The sequence below is a fragment of the Variovorax defluvii genome (genome assembly GCF_039541515.1).
Classification (GTDB): Bacteria; Pseudomonadota; Gammaproteobacteria; order Burkholderiales; family Burkholderiaceae_C; genus Variovorax; species Variovorax defluvii.
On sequence record NZ_BAABGJ010000008.1, the window covers coordinates 147573 to 162243 of the forward strand.

Here is a 14671-nt window from a genome sequence, read left to right on the forward strand (position 1 = left end):
TGGCCTTGACGCCCTCATTGCGGCGGCGGGCGGCGCCGGCGCTCGCCCTGGGCCGCGCGCGGGCCGGAGGCGCCCGGCCGCGGGCCGGCGACCGGCTTCTCGCCCTGCAGGATCACCGGCGCACCGTCCTTCAGGCGGTCGCCGCCCTCGGTCACCACCAGCTCGCCGGCTTGCAGGCCCTCGGTGATCGCGACCAGCTCGACGGTCGCCTCGCCGCGCTTGACCGGACGCATCGAGACCTTGCGGTCCTCGTTGATCACGTACACGAAGCTGCCCTCGGGCCCGGTGCGCACCGCGGTGACCGGCACCACCAGCGCGTCGATGGTGCGCAACGTCATCTGGATGTTGACGAACTGGTTGGGGAACAGCGTGGTCCTGGCGTTGGCGAAACGCGCCTTGCCCTTCACCGTGCCGGTGCCGGTGTCCACCACGTTGTCGAGCGTGGAAAAGGTGCCCGCGTCCAGCTCGGTGGTGCGGGTACGGTCCAGGGCCTTCACCGGCAGGGCCTCGCCCTTGGCGAGCTGGGCCTGGATGTCGGGCAGGCGGTCCTGCGGCACGGCGAATTGCACGTCGATCGGGTTCATCTGCGTGATCACCGCGATGCCGGTGGCGGCATTGGCCGTGACCGTGTTGCCGGGGTCGACCGTGCGCAGGCCGATGCGCCCGGCCACCGGGGCCGTGATGCGGGTGTACTCGACGTTCAGCCGGGCCGCGGCCTCGGCGGCGCGGTCGGTGATCACCGTGCCCTCGAGCTGCTTGACCAGCGCGGCCTGGGTGTCGACATCCTGCCGCGCGATCGAATCCTGGCCCAGCAGGGTGCGGTAGCGGGCCAGCGTGACGCGGGCGGCCTCCAGTTGCGCCTCGTCGCGCACGCGCGTGCCCTGCGCCTGGGCGAGCGCCTGCTCGTAGGGGCGCGGGTCGATGCGCGCCAGCAGCTGGCCCTTGGTCACGGTCTGGCCCTCGGTGTAGAGCACCTCGGTCAATACACCGCCGACCTGCGGCTTCAGCGTGATGGTGGCCAGCGGCGTGACGGTGCCCAGGGCATCGATGGTCACGGCAAGCGGGTGCTGCCGAACGACCGCATGGCCGACCGTCGAGCCGGGTCCGCCGAAGCCAGGGCGGCCGGCGGCAGGCTCGTTCGTTCGTTGGATGAGGTACCAGGCACCGCCGCCGAGCGCCAGCACCACCAGCAGCGCCACCAGGCTGCCGAGCCAGATCCGGCGGCGCGACGGCGGCCGGGGTGCGGGAGGCTCGGTCAGGGAAGCGGTCGGCTCGGAAGTGGCGGTTGTCATTTCTTGGAGGCTGGGGCACGGCGCCGGCGGCAGCCTGTAGTGGAGCGAGGAATCGTAGCGCCCCGTCCCGACGAACCGTAAAGCCACGGTAAAGCACGCGTTGAGCCATGCATCCGGCGCTCGCGGACTGCAACTGGCGCCACCGGACGGCAGTTCGTCGCAAGCGCATGGCGGGCGCGGGGTCCGGCCGGCACAGTCCGGTCCATCGATCCACCTTCCAACCCCTGTCGGAGAAACAAGATGCAGATGCTGTCCCAGATCCTCCTCCACACCCCGCGCTGGGTGTTCGTGCTCTTCGCCCTGCTCGTCTGGCTGGGCATCAAGCAGATGCTGGCCGGCACCGTCAGCCTGACCCGGGTGACGGTGATGCCGCTGGCGATGACCGGCCTGTCCTTCTACGGCATGCTCTCGGCCTTCGGCGATTCGCCGGTCGCCCTGCTCGGCTGGGCCGGCGCCGCGACGGCGCTGCTGATGATGGTGCAGCACCGGCCGCTGCCGGCGGCTGTGCGCTTCGACCCCGCCACCCGGGTCTTCCACCGGCCCGGCAGCGCCGTGCCGCTGGCGCTGATGATGGGCATCTTTTTCACGAAGTACGCGGTGGCCGTGCTGATGACGATGCACCCGTCCCTGCACCAGCACACCGGCTTCGCGCTCGCCGTCGGGCTGCTCTACGGCGCCTTCAGCGGCTGCTTCGCGGCCCGTGCGCTGCGGCTGTGGAAGCTGGCCATCCGCGAGGACCGCGCCGCCCTGCCGGCCGCTAGGGCCTGTTAACGCTATGCAAGGGGTCGCGTTGCCCCGCAAAGGGGCTGGATGCCTTCTTCCGCAAGAATCCCACTCTCCGAGGACCACACCATGAACGACAAGATCCACCCCGAGGGCGACCGCATCGAGCGACTCGCGCGCCGCCGCGCCGGCGCCAAGATGGGCTGGTACATCCACGCGACCGTCTACCTGCTGGTCAACCTCTTCCTCGTGCTGCTGGCCAGCTCGCGCGGCCAGAACTGGGCGATGTATCCCTTGCTCGGCTGGGGGCTGGGCCTGCTGATCCATGGCGCAGTGGTGTTCTTCGTCGCGCCCGGCGGCCACCTGTACGACCGCCTGCTCGAGCGCGAGCGCCGGGCCATGCGCGACGAAGGACGCAGGTGAGCGACACGGTGGACCCTGGCCTGCCGCGCAGGTTATCGGCGCGCAACGTGCGCAGCGTGCTGCAGCACGGGGTGTTCACCGCGGTCTTCTGCTGCCTCATCGCCACGGCGCTGACGCTCTCGGGGCGAGGCCCGTGGCGCTCGCACCTGGTCTATTCGCTATCCATCGGACTGGTCGCCTGGCTGATCATCGACATCGGCCGCGTGCTGCTCGCCGGCCGCAGCGCCACCTCCTGGCCGCCGGGCTGGCGCGGCGTGGCGCTGATCGCCGGGGGCATCGTGGGCGGCTTCGTGGGCGGCAATGCCATCGGCAACGCCTGGAGCGGCAAGCCGATGCTCGACTTCCTGCGCTTCCCGGCCGACCAGTTCGCCTCCACCCTGCTGATCACGATCGGGGCGAGTGTCGCCATGTGCTACTTCTTCTACGCCCGCGGCAAGAGCAAGTACCTCGAAGGCGAGATCGCGCTGGCCCAGCGCGACGCCACCGACGCCCGGCTCAAGCTGCTCGAAACCCAGCTCGAGCCGCACATGCTCTTCAACACCCTGGCCAACCTGCGCGTGCTGATCGCCACCGATCCGCCGCGTGCGGTGGACATGCTGGACCGCCTGAACAGCTACCTGCGCGTGACGCTCGCCGGTTCGCTCGCCCTGGCCCATCCGCTTGCGTCGGAGTTTCAGCGCCTGGGCGACTACCTTGCGCTGATGGCGGTGCGCATGGGCCCACGGCTGCGCTTCCGGCTCGAACTGCCCGACGCCCTGCGCGAGCTGCCGGTGCCGCCGCTGCTGCTGCAGCCCCTGGTGGAGAACGCAATCCGCCACGGCCTGGAGCCGCAGATCGAGGGCGGGGAGATCGTGATCGCCGCCCGCCGCGAGGAAGGCCGGCTGTTCATCGAAGTGCGCGACACCGGCGTGGGCATCGACACCGATCCCGGTCCGCCGTCGTCGAAGGACGGCGGCTTCGGCCTGGCCCAGGTGCGCGAGCGCCTGAGCACCGTCTACGGCTCCGAGGCGAGCCTGCGCCTGGCCCCGGGCCCGGCCGGCGGCACCGTCGCCCTCCTCACCCTGCCCTTGTCCTCATGAAAGCCACCGCCCTCATCGCCGAAGACGAACCGCTGCTGGCCCAGGCCCTGCGCGCCGAGTTGGCCGCCGCCTGGCCCGAACTGGAACTGCTGGCCACCGTGGCCGATGGCGTCAGCGCGGTGCGCGAGGCGCTGCGCCTGCTGCCCCAGGTGCTCTTCTTCGACATCCGCATGCCGGGCCAGGATGGACTGGCCGCCGCCGCCGAACTGGCCGACGCCTGGCCGGCCGACGAGGCGCCGATGCCGCAACTGGTCTTCGTGACCGCCTACGACGAATACGCGGTCCGGGCTTTCGACGCCCAGGCCATCGACTACGTGCTGAAGCCGGTGCAGCCCGAGCGCCTGCGGCGCACTGTGGCGCGGCTGCAGCAGGCGCTGGCGCCGGCGCACAACGACGCCGCGCCCGCCGCACCCGACGAGGCGCTGGCCGCCACGCTCGCCCAGTGGCGCCAGTTGCTTGCCGCAGCCGGGGCCGGACCAGGCAGCCCGGCCGGCAGCGCCGGCCTCACCGGCACGGCGCCCCTCAAGCTGATCGCCGCCAGCGAGGCCGGCAGCGCCGGCAACACCGTGCGCATGGTGCCGATCGACGAGGTGCTGTATTTCGAAGCGGCCGACAAGTACGTGCGGGTGCTCGCCACCGACCGCGAGTACCTGATCCGGACCCCGCTCAAGCAATTGCTGCCGCAGCTCGACCCCCGGCAGTTCTGGCAGGTGCATCGCGCCACCGTGGTCCGCAGCGACGGCATCGAGTCGGTGCATCGCGACGAGGCCGGCAAATTGCACCTGGTTCTGCGCGGCCGCCCGGAGAAGATCCCGGTCAGCCGCCTTTACGCCCACCTGTTCAAGGCCATGTAGCGAGCCGCCCGAAGCCTCGACGCCCATGAAAAAGCCGGCCCGTTCGACGGGGCCGGCTTCGTCATGTGACAGCAGGCAATCGTGGCTGCCGGCGATCAGCGCCAATGGCCGTAGCCGTGGTGATGGTGGCGGTAGTAACCGCGCGGCGGACCATAGTAAGCGGGCGGCGGACCGTAGTAAACCGGGGCCGGACGATAGTAGACGGGCGGCGGCGGGGCGTAGTACACCGGAGCGGCCGGACGGTAGTAGACCGGCGGCGGCGGGGCGTAATACACCGGGGGTGCCGCAACGCCGACGGCCACGCCGGGTGCGCTGATGCCGACGGACCAACTGACGTCGCCACGGGCGTTGGCCGAGGCGGCGGTGAAAAGCGCACCTGCCGCAACGGCACCGGCGGCAGCCCATTTGAAAAAGGTGGAACGGGTGAGATTCATGGTGTAGGGCTCCTTGGGAGGGGGCGCGATGCACCCATGGCGTTATTGAACGCGCCAAGTGTCAACGAGGTTCACCTTCCTCTGTGAAGAAAGCTTCTAAAAGTAACACCGTGGCAGCGCCACCTAGAATGAAGAAATGACTTCCGCCGCCGATCACGACACCGCCAAACCCAGCCATTTCCTGCGCCACGTCATCGAAAACGACCTCCAACAGGGCCACTACGCCACCCGCCGTTGGGGCGGTTCGCCGGGGGATGCCGCCCACCACGCGCAGGGCATGCAGGACCCGGCCCGCGTGCGGCTGCGCTTCCCGCCGGAGCCCAACGGCTACCTGCACATCGGCCATGCCAAGAGCATCTGGCTCAACTTCGAACTGGCGCGCGAATACGGCGGCGTGTGCCACCTGCGCTTCGACGACACCAACCCCGAAAAGGAAGAACAGGAATACGTCGACGCCATCCGCGACGCCGTGCGCTGGATGGGCTACGACGTCACCCTGGCCGACGACCCGGCACATCCGGGGCAGCCCAGCGAGCACGTCTACTTCGCCAGCAACTACTTCGACTTCATGTATCGGGCGGCCGAGTACCTGATCGGCGCCGGCCTGGCCTACGTCGACGAGCAGAGCGCGGAGCAGATCCGCGCCACGCGCGGCGACTTCAACACCCCCGGCACCGACAGTCCCTACCGCAACCGCACGCCCGAAGAAAACCTCGCCCGCTTCCGCGCCATGCGCGATGGCCAACTGCCCGACGGCGCCGCCGTGCTGCGCGCGAAGATCGACATGGCCAGTCCCAACATCAACATGCGCGACCCGGCGCTCTACCGCATCCGCCGGGCGACGCACCACAACACGGGCGACCGCTGGTGCATCTACCCGATGTACACCTTCGCCCACCCGATCGAGGACGCGCTGGAGCAGATCACCCACAGCATCTGCACGCTCGAGTTCGAGGACCAGCGCCCCTTCTACGACTGGCTGCTCGACCGCCTGGCCGAGGGGGGGCTGATCGCCTCGCCCCACCCGCGCCAGTACGAGTTCGCGCGGCTCAACGTGACCCATGTGATCACCAGCAAGCGCCGCCTGCGCCAACTGGTCGAGGAAGGCCACGTGGACGGCTGGGACGACCCCCGCATGCCGACCCTGGCCGGCCTGCGCCGACGCGGCTACACGCCCGAGGCCCTGAAGCTCTTCTGCGAGCGATCCGGCGTCACCAAGTCCGGCGGCTGGATCGAATACGCCAGCCTCGAAGCGGCCTTGCGCGACACGCTGGACCCGATCGCCCCGCGCGCCATGGCCGTGCTGGACCCGGTCAGGCTGGTCATCACGGATTGGGACGAACGGATGGGCGCCGGCTTCCTCGACGAATGCACGGCCCCGGTCCACCCGCACCACCCCGAGATGGGCAAGCGCAGCTTCAAGCTGGGCCGCGAAGTCTGGATCGAGCGCACCGACTACGAGGACGTGCAGCCCAAGGGCTTCTTCCGCCTGTTCCCGGGCAACAAGGTGCGGCTGAAGTACGGCCACGTCATCGAGTGCACCGGCGGCACGCGCGATGCCGGCGGCAAGCTGGTCGAGGTGCAGGCCCGGCTGGTGCCGGACACCAAGAGCGGCACGCCGGGGGCGGACGCGATCAAGGTCAAGGGCAATATCACCTGGGTGGCGGCGGCGGACGCGGTTCCGGCCGAGCTGCGCCTGTACGAGCGCTTGTTCGCGGCCGCCCAGCCGGGCGCCGGCGAGGTTCAGGAAGAGCTCAACCCCAACAGCCTCGTCGTCACCCAAGGCTACGTGGAACCGGCATTGGCGCAGGCCGCGACCGGCAGCGCCTTCCAGTTCGAGCGGCACGGGTACTTCGTGCCGGACAGCCGCCAGGGCGCGGGCGGGCGCCTGGTGTTCAACCGGGCGGCCGGGATGAAGGACAGCTGGGGCAAATAGCCCCGGGCAGGACTACAAGGGCAAGGGCCGCGTCAGGTACACGGCCTCCCGCCCCACGATCGGCACGCGCGCCGGCATCAGCACGGTGCAGTCATCGCAGGGCGAGCGAATCTCTTCGTCGCCATCGACCGCGATCAGCGCGTCCTTCGCGAACACCTCGAATCCCACCAGCGGGCGCACGAAGCGGAACTCCGGCGTCTTCACCATCCGCGTTTGCAGCAGCTCGAGGCGCCGCTGCGGCGCCGGCGCGGGCTGGGGCTCGCGCTCGATCAGGCCGAAGTGCCCCAGGAAATCCAGCGTCACTGCCACGGCCATGTCCGCCGTGGCCTGCAGGAAGTGCTGGCCGCATTCGGCCACCAGGGCCGCGCCGGCCGTGCTCTCGTCCTCCCCGTGCCGGCCATGCTGGATCAGGGGCGTGCCCGAGCCCAAGCCCTTCGGCATGAGCAGGTGCACCGCCGGGCGCCCGATCGCCAGCGCCACGGCGGCATTGCGGGCGAAGCCGGGGTAGACCCAGAAGGGCTCGACGTCCTGGCTGGTGGAGTGCAGGTCGAGGATGTGGTCGGCCGCAGCCACCGCCGGCCGCAGTTCGCGGGCGCGGCGCAACTCGGGGCTGTACTCCGGACCGTCCAGCCATTCGTCCGACCAGATGCGGTTGAGGTTGTGCACCAGTTGCCGGTTCTCGAAGGGCTTGTCCGCATCGAAGGCGTCGTAGGCTTCCACGTGAGCGAAGCTCACGGTCAGCGTGCCGATCTTCGGCCGCACGCCCTGGTCCAGCAGGTGCCGCGCCGCCACCATGCCGCAAATCTCGTTGCCGTGGGTCAGGGCATTGATGAGCACGTGCGGGCCCGGGCGGCCCGATTCGAAGCGATGCACGTAGTCGACCCCCGTGTTGCCTTGGCGATAGGGGGAGAGATCTGCCTGAACGACTTCGAGGCGCGTGGGAGTGGATGGCATGGCGCAAGGGCACGGCGGCCCGCAGTTGCAAGAGACCTTTAGTTTGCAGCATGGGCGTTGCGCCCGGGGTCTGCAGAGTCTGAAGGCGGCGAATACCCCCCGTTTGCCTCTTAGACTCGCGGGCCACAACCAAAATATCCGAAGAGCGCCTCCCCCCATGCCCCTGACTGCCGAGATGCGACGGTCGATCGACCAGATCCGCGATTACCTGTTCGGAGGCGGCTACCCGGACCCCGTCAGCAACACGGAGCAGCTCTCCTTCCTCTTCTACTTCTACCTGATCCAGGTCCTGGACACGGAAGCGACCGAGCGCGCCCGTTTGCTGCATCTCTCGATCCGCAGCGTGTTCGAAGGCGAGTGGGAGCTGCGCAACCCCGCCAACGCGATGGTGCCGGGCACACGCGAGGGCTGGCTGCCCTCGGCCGCACTGCACACCGGCGCGCACTACATTCCGCGCAGCCGCTTCCGCTGGTCGGTGTGGGCGGAAGAACTGTCGGGCGATGCGCTGGTGCGCTTCGTGCGCGACGAGGTCTTTCCCTTCTTCGCGGAGATCAGCGAGGCCCTGGCGCACGACTTCATGCATGGGGCCCGCCTGGGCATCGACGAGCCGACCGTGCTGACGCAGGTGGTGCGCCTGGTGACCGGCCTGCGGCTGGACCAGGCCGACGCCGACACCAAGGGCGATCTGTTCGAGCACGTGCTGCGCCAGATGAAGCAGGCCGGCGAGCTGGGCCAGTTCCGCACGCCGCGCCACATCATTCGCACCATCGTCGAGATGGTGGACCCGAAGGTCGGCGAGACCGTCTACGACCCGGCCGCCGGGACTGCCGGCTTTTTGGTGGCGGCCTACAACCACATGCGCCTGACCCACTCCTCGCCGGACAAGATCGTGGAGGCAGAAATGGAGGGCAAGGTCCACCGCCGCGGCCTCGGCGACCGGCTCACGGACGGCCAGCTCGCCACGCTGCATGACAAGAGCTTCTTCGGCAACGACGTCGACCCGAAGATGGTGCGCCTGGCCACCATGAACCTGTCGCTGCGGGGCCTGGGAAACGTGCGCATCCTGCAACGCAACGTGCTGACCACGCAGCTCGACGAGCGCATCCGGGCCGAGCTGGGACAGCCGGCCGAGGGCTTCCACATCGTGCTCGCAAACCCGCCCTTCTCCGGCCGCATCGACAAGGACCGCATCGTCGACTCGGTGAAGGTCGGCGCCACCAGCGCGACCGAACTGATGTTTCTCAAGTACATGCTCGACAGCCTGCAGTCCGGCGGCCGCGCCGCGGTGGTGGTGCCCGAAGGCGTGCTGTTCGGCTCGACCGTGGCGCACCGCGAGCTGCGCCGGCACCTGATCGACCGGCACCGGGTCGACGCGGTGATGAGCCTGCCCGGCGGCGTGTTCCAGCCCTACTCGGGCGTGAAGACCTCGGTGCTCTTCTTCCGCCGCGACGGCCGAACCGACCGCGTGCTGTTCCTGCACGTGGAGAACGACGGCTACAAGCTCGATGCCAACCACGACACGCCCATCGCGGCCGACGACCTGCCCAAGCTGTCCCAGGTCTTCATCCGTCGCGACGAGGCCTGGGCACGGTGGGTGGCACGCGACACCGCCGAGGAATGGAACGAGAAATGGTGGTTTGCCGACGCAGCGGCGCTGCGTACCAACGACTTCAGCCTGTCGGCCAGCCGATACCGGCCGATGAGTCAGTCCCAGATGGAACATCAAGACCCGCGCACCTTGCTGGACGAACTGGCCGCGATCGAAGCAGAGATCGTGAAAGAGCTGGAGACGTTGCGCGGTCTGTTAGCGGAGGATGATGAATGAAGGAACCTGTACGTCTGGCCCGCCTGGGCGAAGTTTGCGAGATCAATCCGCGTCTGCCGCGGCCCCACGGCCTCGGGGACGACACCGAGGTCGGCTTCGTGCCGATGGCCGCGGTGGATGAAGTCTCGGGCACCATCCGGGAGTGCCGACCCCGGCCCTTCGCGGAAGTGCGCAAGGGCTACACGCCGTTCGCCGAGAACGACGTGTTGTTCGCGAAGATCACGCCCTGCATGGAGAACGGCAAGGTGGCCATCGCGCGCGACCTGCCCGGCGGCCTGGGCTTCGGCTCCACCGAGTTCCACGTGCTGCGCGCCGGCCCCCAGGTGCTGCCGGAGTGGGTCTACTACTTCCTGCGCCGCAAGCGCTTGCGCAACCAGATGCGGCGCTTCATGACCGGCACGGCCGGACAGCAGCGCGTGCCGGTCGCGGACCTGGCCGCGGCGCTCATCCCGGTGCCCGACCTGGCTCATCAGCAGCGCATGGTCGAGATGCTGAGCTGCACCGACAGCGCGGTGCGGCTGCGGCGCCGTTCGCGTGCGCTGCTGGACCGGTACAGCCCGGGCCTGATGCTCGAGATGTTCGGCGATCCGGCCGGCAACCCCAAGGGCTGGCCGGTGTTCACCCTGGGCGAGTTGCTCGAAGGCATCGACAGCGGCAAGAGCCCGCGCTGCCTCGATCGGCCCAAGACCGAGGACGAATGGGCGGTGCTGCGTCTGAGCGCCCTGCGCAACGGGCTCTACAACGAGTCCGAACACAAGACCCTGCCGCCCGGCGAGGCGCCGGACGCGCGCTGGGAGGTGCGCGCCGGCGACCTGTTGTTCGTGCGCAAGAACGCACCGGAGTTCGTCGGCACGCCGGCCTATGTCTGGCACACCCGCGGCCGCATCCTGATGCCGGATCTGATCTTCCGGTTGCGCCCCCGCCCCGAAGCCGGCCTGAATCCGCTCTACCTGTGGGCGCTGCTGCGGACACCGGCCGTGCGGCAGCGCCTGCGGGTGCTGGCCAGCGGCACGGCCGCGTCGATGCCCAACATCTCCAAGGAGCGTCTGCGTACGCTGAAGGTGATGCTGCCGCCCATCCACCTGCAGGAAGCTTTCGCCCGGCGGATGGCGGGCCTGCAGGCGCTGTCCGTGCAACACGACGATGCGTTGGCCGTGAGCAAGTCGACTTTCGAGGCCATGGAGGCCAAGGTCTTCGATGTCCACTTCGTCCATGGCGGCGGCATCACCGCCGGCCGCGGTGAGCCGGAAACCGTGTGAATCGGCTCAAGAAATGAGCCGCAACACCTAGAAGCGGGAGATGGGGGCTGGAAAGGCCGTACGCGACGACCTGTCCGTGCCGGGCTGGCAGCACGGGCGGGACGGCGGCGCCAGCAGCAGCGCTCAAGCGCCGGCCGGCGGCGCGCCCTCGCGCCTTGGCCCCCGCTTGCCGGCCCGCGCCTCCTTCTTCGCCTGGCGCTGCGCATCCAGCAGCTGCCCCGCCGCCAGCCACTGCGCGAATTCCTCCGGCGTCTCCAGGGTGATGCGCCCGAGCGTGCCGCTGCGGAACTCGTTCATCACGATCTCGGCCGCCTTCTGCAGGTTGACGCGGCCCTTGCCCAGCAGCGCGCCGCGCTGGCGGCCGATGGCCTCGAGCAGCGCCTCGTCGGCCAGGCCGGCGGCGCCTTCGATGCGGAAACGTGCCTCCAGCAGTCCGGCGTAGTGGCGCTTCAGGTAGCCCAGCAGTTCCAGCGCCACGATCTCCTCGTCGAAGGCATTGCGGCCGATGGCGCCGCTGGCCGCGAGGTTGTAGCCGCTCTGCGCCACGATGATGCGCGGCCATAGCACGCCGGGCGTGTCCCAGAGGTAGAAGTCGTCGGCCAGGACGATGCGCTGCTCCAGCTTGGTGATGCCGGCTTCGTCGCCGGTCCTGGCCTTGCGAGTGCCGACCAGGGTGTTGATCAGCGTGGACTTGCCGACGTTGGGAATGCCGCAGATCAGCACCCGCATCGGCTTGGCCAGCCCGCCGCGCTGCGGCGCCAGTTCGCGGCAGGCGTCGATGAGACGGCGCGCGGGTGCGGCCTGGCTGGCGTCCAGCCCGATGGCGCGGGTGGCCGGCTGCGCGTTGTAGTGCGCCAGCCAGGCCGGGGTGCGTTCCGGATCGGCCAGGTCCTGCTTGTTGAGCACCTTGAGCCCGGGCTTGTGGCCGGTGAGCTCGGCCAGCATCGGGTTGGCGCTGGAGCCGGGCAGGCGCGCATCGAGGAGTTCGATGACCACATCGATCTCCGCGACGCGCTCGGCAATGGCCTTCCGTGTGAGGTGCATGTGGCCGGGGAACCACTGGATGGCCATCGTGACTTCTTTCTCTCTGCGGGGTGACGGGGGAGGCGGGGATTGTCGCCGCTGCCGTTGCTCAGACGCGCAGCGCCTCGCGGTAGCGCCGGCTGCAGGGGATCTGCGTGCCGTCCTGCATGTGCAGGCGCGCGTCGCCGCCCTCCAGCGGCTCGATCTCGGCCACCCGGTCGAGGTTGGCGGCATAGCTGCGGTGCACGCGTGCGTAGCGCGCGGGGTCGAGTTGGGCCAGGAAGTCGGTCAGGGTGGCGCGCAGCAGGTAGTCGTGGCCCTTGACGCGCAGGCCGACGTAGTTGCCCTGCGCCTGCAGCCAGTCGATGTCGCTGGCCGCGATCAGGAACTCGCGCCGCAGCTTGCGCACCAGGAAGCGCTCGGGCCGCGCCGGCGTCTGCGCCTCCTGCACGGGCGCAGACACCGTCCCGGCAGGCGCTTCCGGTGGATCGAGCACCCGCGCCTCCCCCTGCAGGCGCAGCATGAAGAGGCGATAGCTCAGGATCGCGATCAGGAACAGCGCGTAGACGCGCACGTCCTTCAGGTATTCGTACAGCCACTGCTCGGCCCCGCCGAAGTCGTAGTGGCTGCCCGCCAGCGCGTAGACCGCCTTGCGCAGCCCCACCATGCCCGCCACGTGGAGCAGGCTGAAGGCCACGCTGGCCGCCAGGTGCCAGGGCAGGTGGCGCAGGAAGCCGGCAGCCCCGAGCGGAAAACGCCGCTCGAAGGCGAGCACGGCCGGCACCAGCGCCAGCAACACCAGGTGGCTGGACAGCTCCCAGGTCACCGGCTGCCAGGCCGGCAGCGCGCGCCCGGCGCGGTCGGCGTCGATCACGGCGACCACGCTGTTGAAGGCGGCCTGCAACGCCATCACCAGCACCCAGAAGCCGACCTCGGCGCGGCGCCGGTAGGGTTGGTAGCGCTCGAACAGGTTCTTCGGGTCGGTCGAGGAAGGGCCGGAGGGCGCGGGCATGGCGGCATTCTCCCGAATCCGGGCCGGATTTCGTCCCGGCGGGCCGCCGTTCGTCCCTGGCGCCCGGTGGCTCGTCACTTCGGCGGCCTCCGCGGCACGGCCGGCGACCAGCATGGGCGCCTCCCTTACCCCCCGGAGTTCCCATGCACCCCGACGACTCCCGACGCCACGACATCGACGCGCTTCGCGCGCTGGCCTTCGGCCTGCTGATCCTGTACCACGTGGCGATGTACTACGTGGCCGCCTGGCCCTGGCACCTGAAGAGCCCGCATGCGGCGGCCTGGCTGCAGGCCCCCATGCAGGTGGTGAACATCTGGCGCATGGACCTGGTGTTCCTGGTCTCGGGCGTGGCGCTGGGCTTCCTGCTGCGGGGGCGCCGCCCGCTGGCGGCGGTGGGGGAGCGGGCGCTGCGGCTGCTGCTGCCGCTGGCCTTCGGCATGGCCGTGGTCGTTCCCTACCAGGCCTATGCCGAGGCCCTGCACGGCGGGGCGGTGGAGAGGGGCTTCGGCACCTTCCTGCTGCGCTACTGGTCCATGGGGCCCTGGCCGCGCGGTGCCTTCGCGGGCTCGGACTTCGGCATGACCTGGAACCATTTGTGGTACCTGCCCTACCTCTTCGTCTACAGCGCGCTGGTGGCGCTGCTCCAGCCCTTGCTCGCCTCGGGCGCAGCGCCGCGGCTGCGCGCCGCCTTCACCGGGCTGCGGTGCTGGCGGCTGCTGGTGCTGCCCGCCCTGCCCCTGCTGCTCTACGGGCTGGTGCTGGCGCCGCGCTTTCCGGCCACGCACGACCTGCTCCACGATGGCTACCTGCACGCGCTGTACTTCACGGTGTTCGTCTACGGTTACTGGATGGGCACCGACGCCGGCCTGTGGGGCGCACTGATGCGCCTGCGCCGCTGGGCCGTGGCGCTGGCCGTGGCGCTGGTGGCGGTCTACCTGGCGCTGCGGGCCGCCGGGGCGCAGGCCTGGCTGCTGCGCACGCTGCGTGCCTTCTACCTCTGGGCCGCACTCGCGGCGATCCTGGGCTTCGCGCGCCGCTACCTGGATCGCCCCTGGCCCTGGCTGCGCTGGGCGAACGAGTCGGTCTACCCCTGGTACGTGCTGCACCAGACGCTGATCGTGGCCGGCGCGATGCTGCTGGCCCCGTGGGGGCTCGGACCGGCGGTGGAGCCGCCGGCGCTGCTGGCCTTCACCGTCGCCGGGTGCTGGCTCCTGACCGACGGGCTGATCCGCCGCATCGGCTGGCTGCGGCTCCTCTTCGGGCTCAAGCCGCAGCCGCCCGGCCCGGTTCAGTGGCCCGGATGGTCCCGGTGGCTCAGCCGCTCGCAGAAGTCGAGCAGCAGTTCGATCTCCGCCGACTTGTCGAAGAAGGCGTCCGCCCCCAGCGCCTTGGATCGCTCGCGCATGTCGGGCGTGGCGTAGTTGCTCAGCACGACCACCTTCTGGTGCGCCGCCCGGCGTCGGCAGGCGTCGATCACGGCGAGACCGTTGCCGTCCTTGAGGAAGAGGTCGACGATCGCGACGTCCCACGCGTCGCGGTGTCCCGCCAGCCATGCCACGGCCTCGCGCTCGCCGGCCGCGTGGGCCACGACGGTGGCGTCCGCGAGGTCCTCCAGAAATCCGGCGAGGTTCTCGCGGATCACCGGGTTGTCCTCCACCAGGTAAGTCTTGAAAGTCATGGCGCAGGGAATGAGCTAGGGTTGGGGTGACCGTGGATCATGGATCGATGGATCGGCTGAAGGCTTGATGCGATCATGTCCAGGGGGACAGATGCCGCACGGTGAGCCATCGCGGTCATCGTGGGTAGGTGAACGCCTACCTCCCTACAACGGAAGAAATATCGAGCACGCACCCTGGC

General features: G+C 69.7%; 13 protein-coding genes and 1 pseudogene. 8 read left to right on the forward strand and 6 right to left on the reverse strand.

Annotated elements, in window-relative coordinates:
- Nucleotides 1-14 precede the first annotated feature (14 nt).
- Nucleotides 15-1292 carry an efflux RND transporter periplasmic adaptor subunit gene (locus tag ABEA07_RS04480; protein WP_345536144.1) on the reverse strand — a complete coding sequence of 426 codons (1278 nt, stop codon included), beginning with the start codon at nucleotides 1290-1292 and terminating at the stop codon, nucleotides 15-17.
- A gap of 240 nt (nucleotides 1293-1532) precedes the next feature.
- Here ABEA07_RS04480 and ABEA07_RS04485 point away from each other — a divergent pair, with 240 nt between their 5' ends.
- The 4 genes from ABEA07_RS04485 (at nucleotide 1533) to ABEA07_RS04500 (ending at nucleotide 4371) form a co-directional block, all read left to right on the forward strand.
- Nucleotides 1533-2063 (forward strand): DUF6622 family protein, encoded by a 531-nt coding sequence (locus ABEA07_RS04485; protein WP_345536145.1) that lies wholly within the window; start codon nucleotides 1533-1535, stop codon nucleotides 2061-2063.
- An 81-nt stretch (nucleotides 2064-2144) separates the two neighbouring features.
- Nucleotides 2145-2438, forward strand: a complete 294-nt coding sequence (locus tag ABEA07_RS04490) for a 2TM domain-containing protein (RefSeq protein WP_345536147.1) — start codon at nucleotides 2145-2147, stop codon at nucleotides 2436-2438.
- The gene (locus ABEA07_RS04495) at nucleotides 2435-3517 is read left to right on the forward strand and encodes a sensor histidine kinase (RefSeq protein WP_345536148.1); all 1083 of its coding nucleotides are present in this window, start codon (nucleotides 2435-2437) and stop codon (nucleotides 3515-3517) included. Before ABEA07_RS04490 ends, ABEA07_RS04495 begins: the two co-directional genes overlap by 4 nt.
- A complete protein-coding gene (locus ABEA07_RS04500) occupies nucleotides 3514-4371 on the forward strand; it encodes a LytR/AlgR family response regulator transcription factor (protein WP_345536149.1) in 858 nt (285 codons plus the stop codon). Before ABEA07_RS04495 ends, ABEA07_RS04500 begins: the two co-directional genes overlap by 4 nt.
- Nucleotides 4372-4466: 95 nt before the next feature.
- Here ABEA07_RS04500 and ABEA07_RS04505 read toward each other — a convergent pair whose 3' ends face one another.
- The gene (locus tag ABEA07_RS04505; protein WP_345536151.1) at nucleotides 4467-4805 is read right to left on the reverse strand and encodes a hypothetical protein; all 339 of its coding nucleotides are present in this window, start codon (nucleotides 4803-4805) and stop codon (nucleotides 4467-4469) included.
- 136 nt (nucleotides 4806-4941) lie between these two features.
- Here ABEA07_RS04505 and ABEA07_RS04510 point away from each other — a divergent pair, with 136 nt between their 5' ends.
- Nucleotides 4942-6741, forward strand: coding sequence for a glutamine--tRNA ligase/YqeY domain fusion protein (locus ABEA07_RS04510; RefSeq protein WP_345536152.1), 1800 nt, complete (start codon nucleotides 4942-4944; stop codon nucleotides 6739-6741).
- Nucleotides 6742-6753: 12 nt separating this feature from the next.
- Here the strand turns inward: ABEA07_RS04510 and ABEA07_RS04515 are convergent, their stop codons facing one another.
- Complete coding sequence (locus ABEA07_RS04515; protein ID WP_345536153.1) at nucleotides 6754-7695, reverse strand: M14 family metallopeptidase; 942 nt, start codon at nucleotides 7693-7695, stop codon at nucleotides 6754-6756.
- 157 nt (nucleotides 7696-7852) lie between these two features.
- Here ABEA07_RS04515 and ABEA07_RS04520 point away from each other — a divergent pair, with 157 nt between their 5' ends.
- Nucleotides 7853-9520, forward strand: coding sequence for a class I SAM-dependent DNA methyltransferase (locus tag ABEA07_RS04520; protein WP_345536154.1), 1668 nt, complete (start codon nucleotides 7853-7855; stop codon nucleotides 9518-9520).
- Entirely contained in the window at nucleotides 9517-10779 is a 1263-nt protein-coding gene (locus ABEA07_RS04525; RefSeq protein ID WP_345536155.1) for a restriction endonuclease subunit S, read from the forward strand. The genes ABEA07_RS04520 and ABEA07_RS04525 overlap by 4 nt, the downstream gene beginning before the upstream one ends.
- Nucleotides 10780-10902: 123 nt before the next feature.
- Here ABEA07_RS04525 and ylqF read toward each other — a convergent pair whose 3' ends face one another.
- Both ylqF and ABEA07_RS04535 read right to left on the reverse strand, forming a co-directional pair.
- A complete protein-coding gene (gene ylqF / locus ABEA07_RS04530; RefSeq protein ID WP_345536156.1) occupies nucleotides 10903-11850 on the reverse strand; it encodes a ribosome biogenesis GTPase YlqF in 948 nt (315 codons plus the stop codon).
- A 61-nt stretch (nucleotides 11851-11911) separates the two neighbouring features.
- On the reverse strand, nucleotides 11912-12814 hold the full coding sequence (locus ABEA07_RS04535) for a LytTR family DNA-binding domain-containing protein (RefSeq protein ID WP_345536158.1): 903 nt from the start codon (nucleotides 12812-12814) through the stop codon (nucleotides 11912-11914).
- A 143-nt stretch (nucleotides 12815-12957) separates the two neighbouring features.
- Between ABEA07_RS04535 and ABEA07_RS04540 the strand changes: the two are divergent.
- A pseudogene (locus ABEA07_RS04540) lies at nucleotides 12958-14082 on the forward strand (acyltransferase family protein); the annotation flags it as partial.
- 20 nt (nucleotides 14083-14102) lie between these two features.
- On the opposite strand, the gene ABEA07_RS04545 reads toward ABEA07_RS04540, so the two are convergent.
- Nucleotides 14103-14492, reverse strand: coding sequence for a response regulator (locus ABEA07_RS04545; RefSeq protein ID WP_345536159.1), 390 nt, complete (start codon nucleotides 14490-14492; stop codon nucleotides 14103-14105).
- Nucleotides 14493-14671 lie beyond the last annotated feature (179 nt).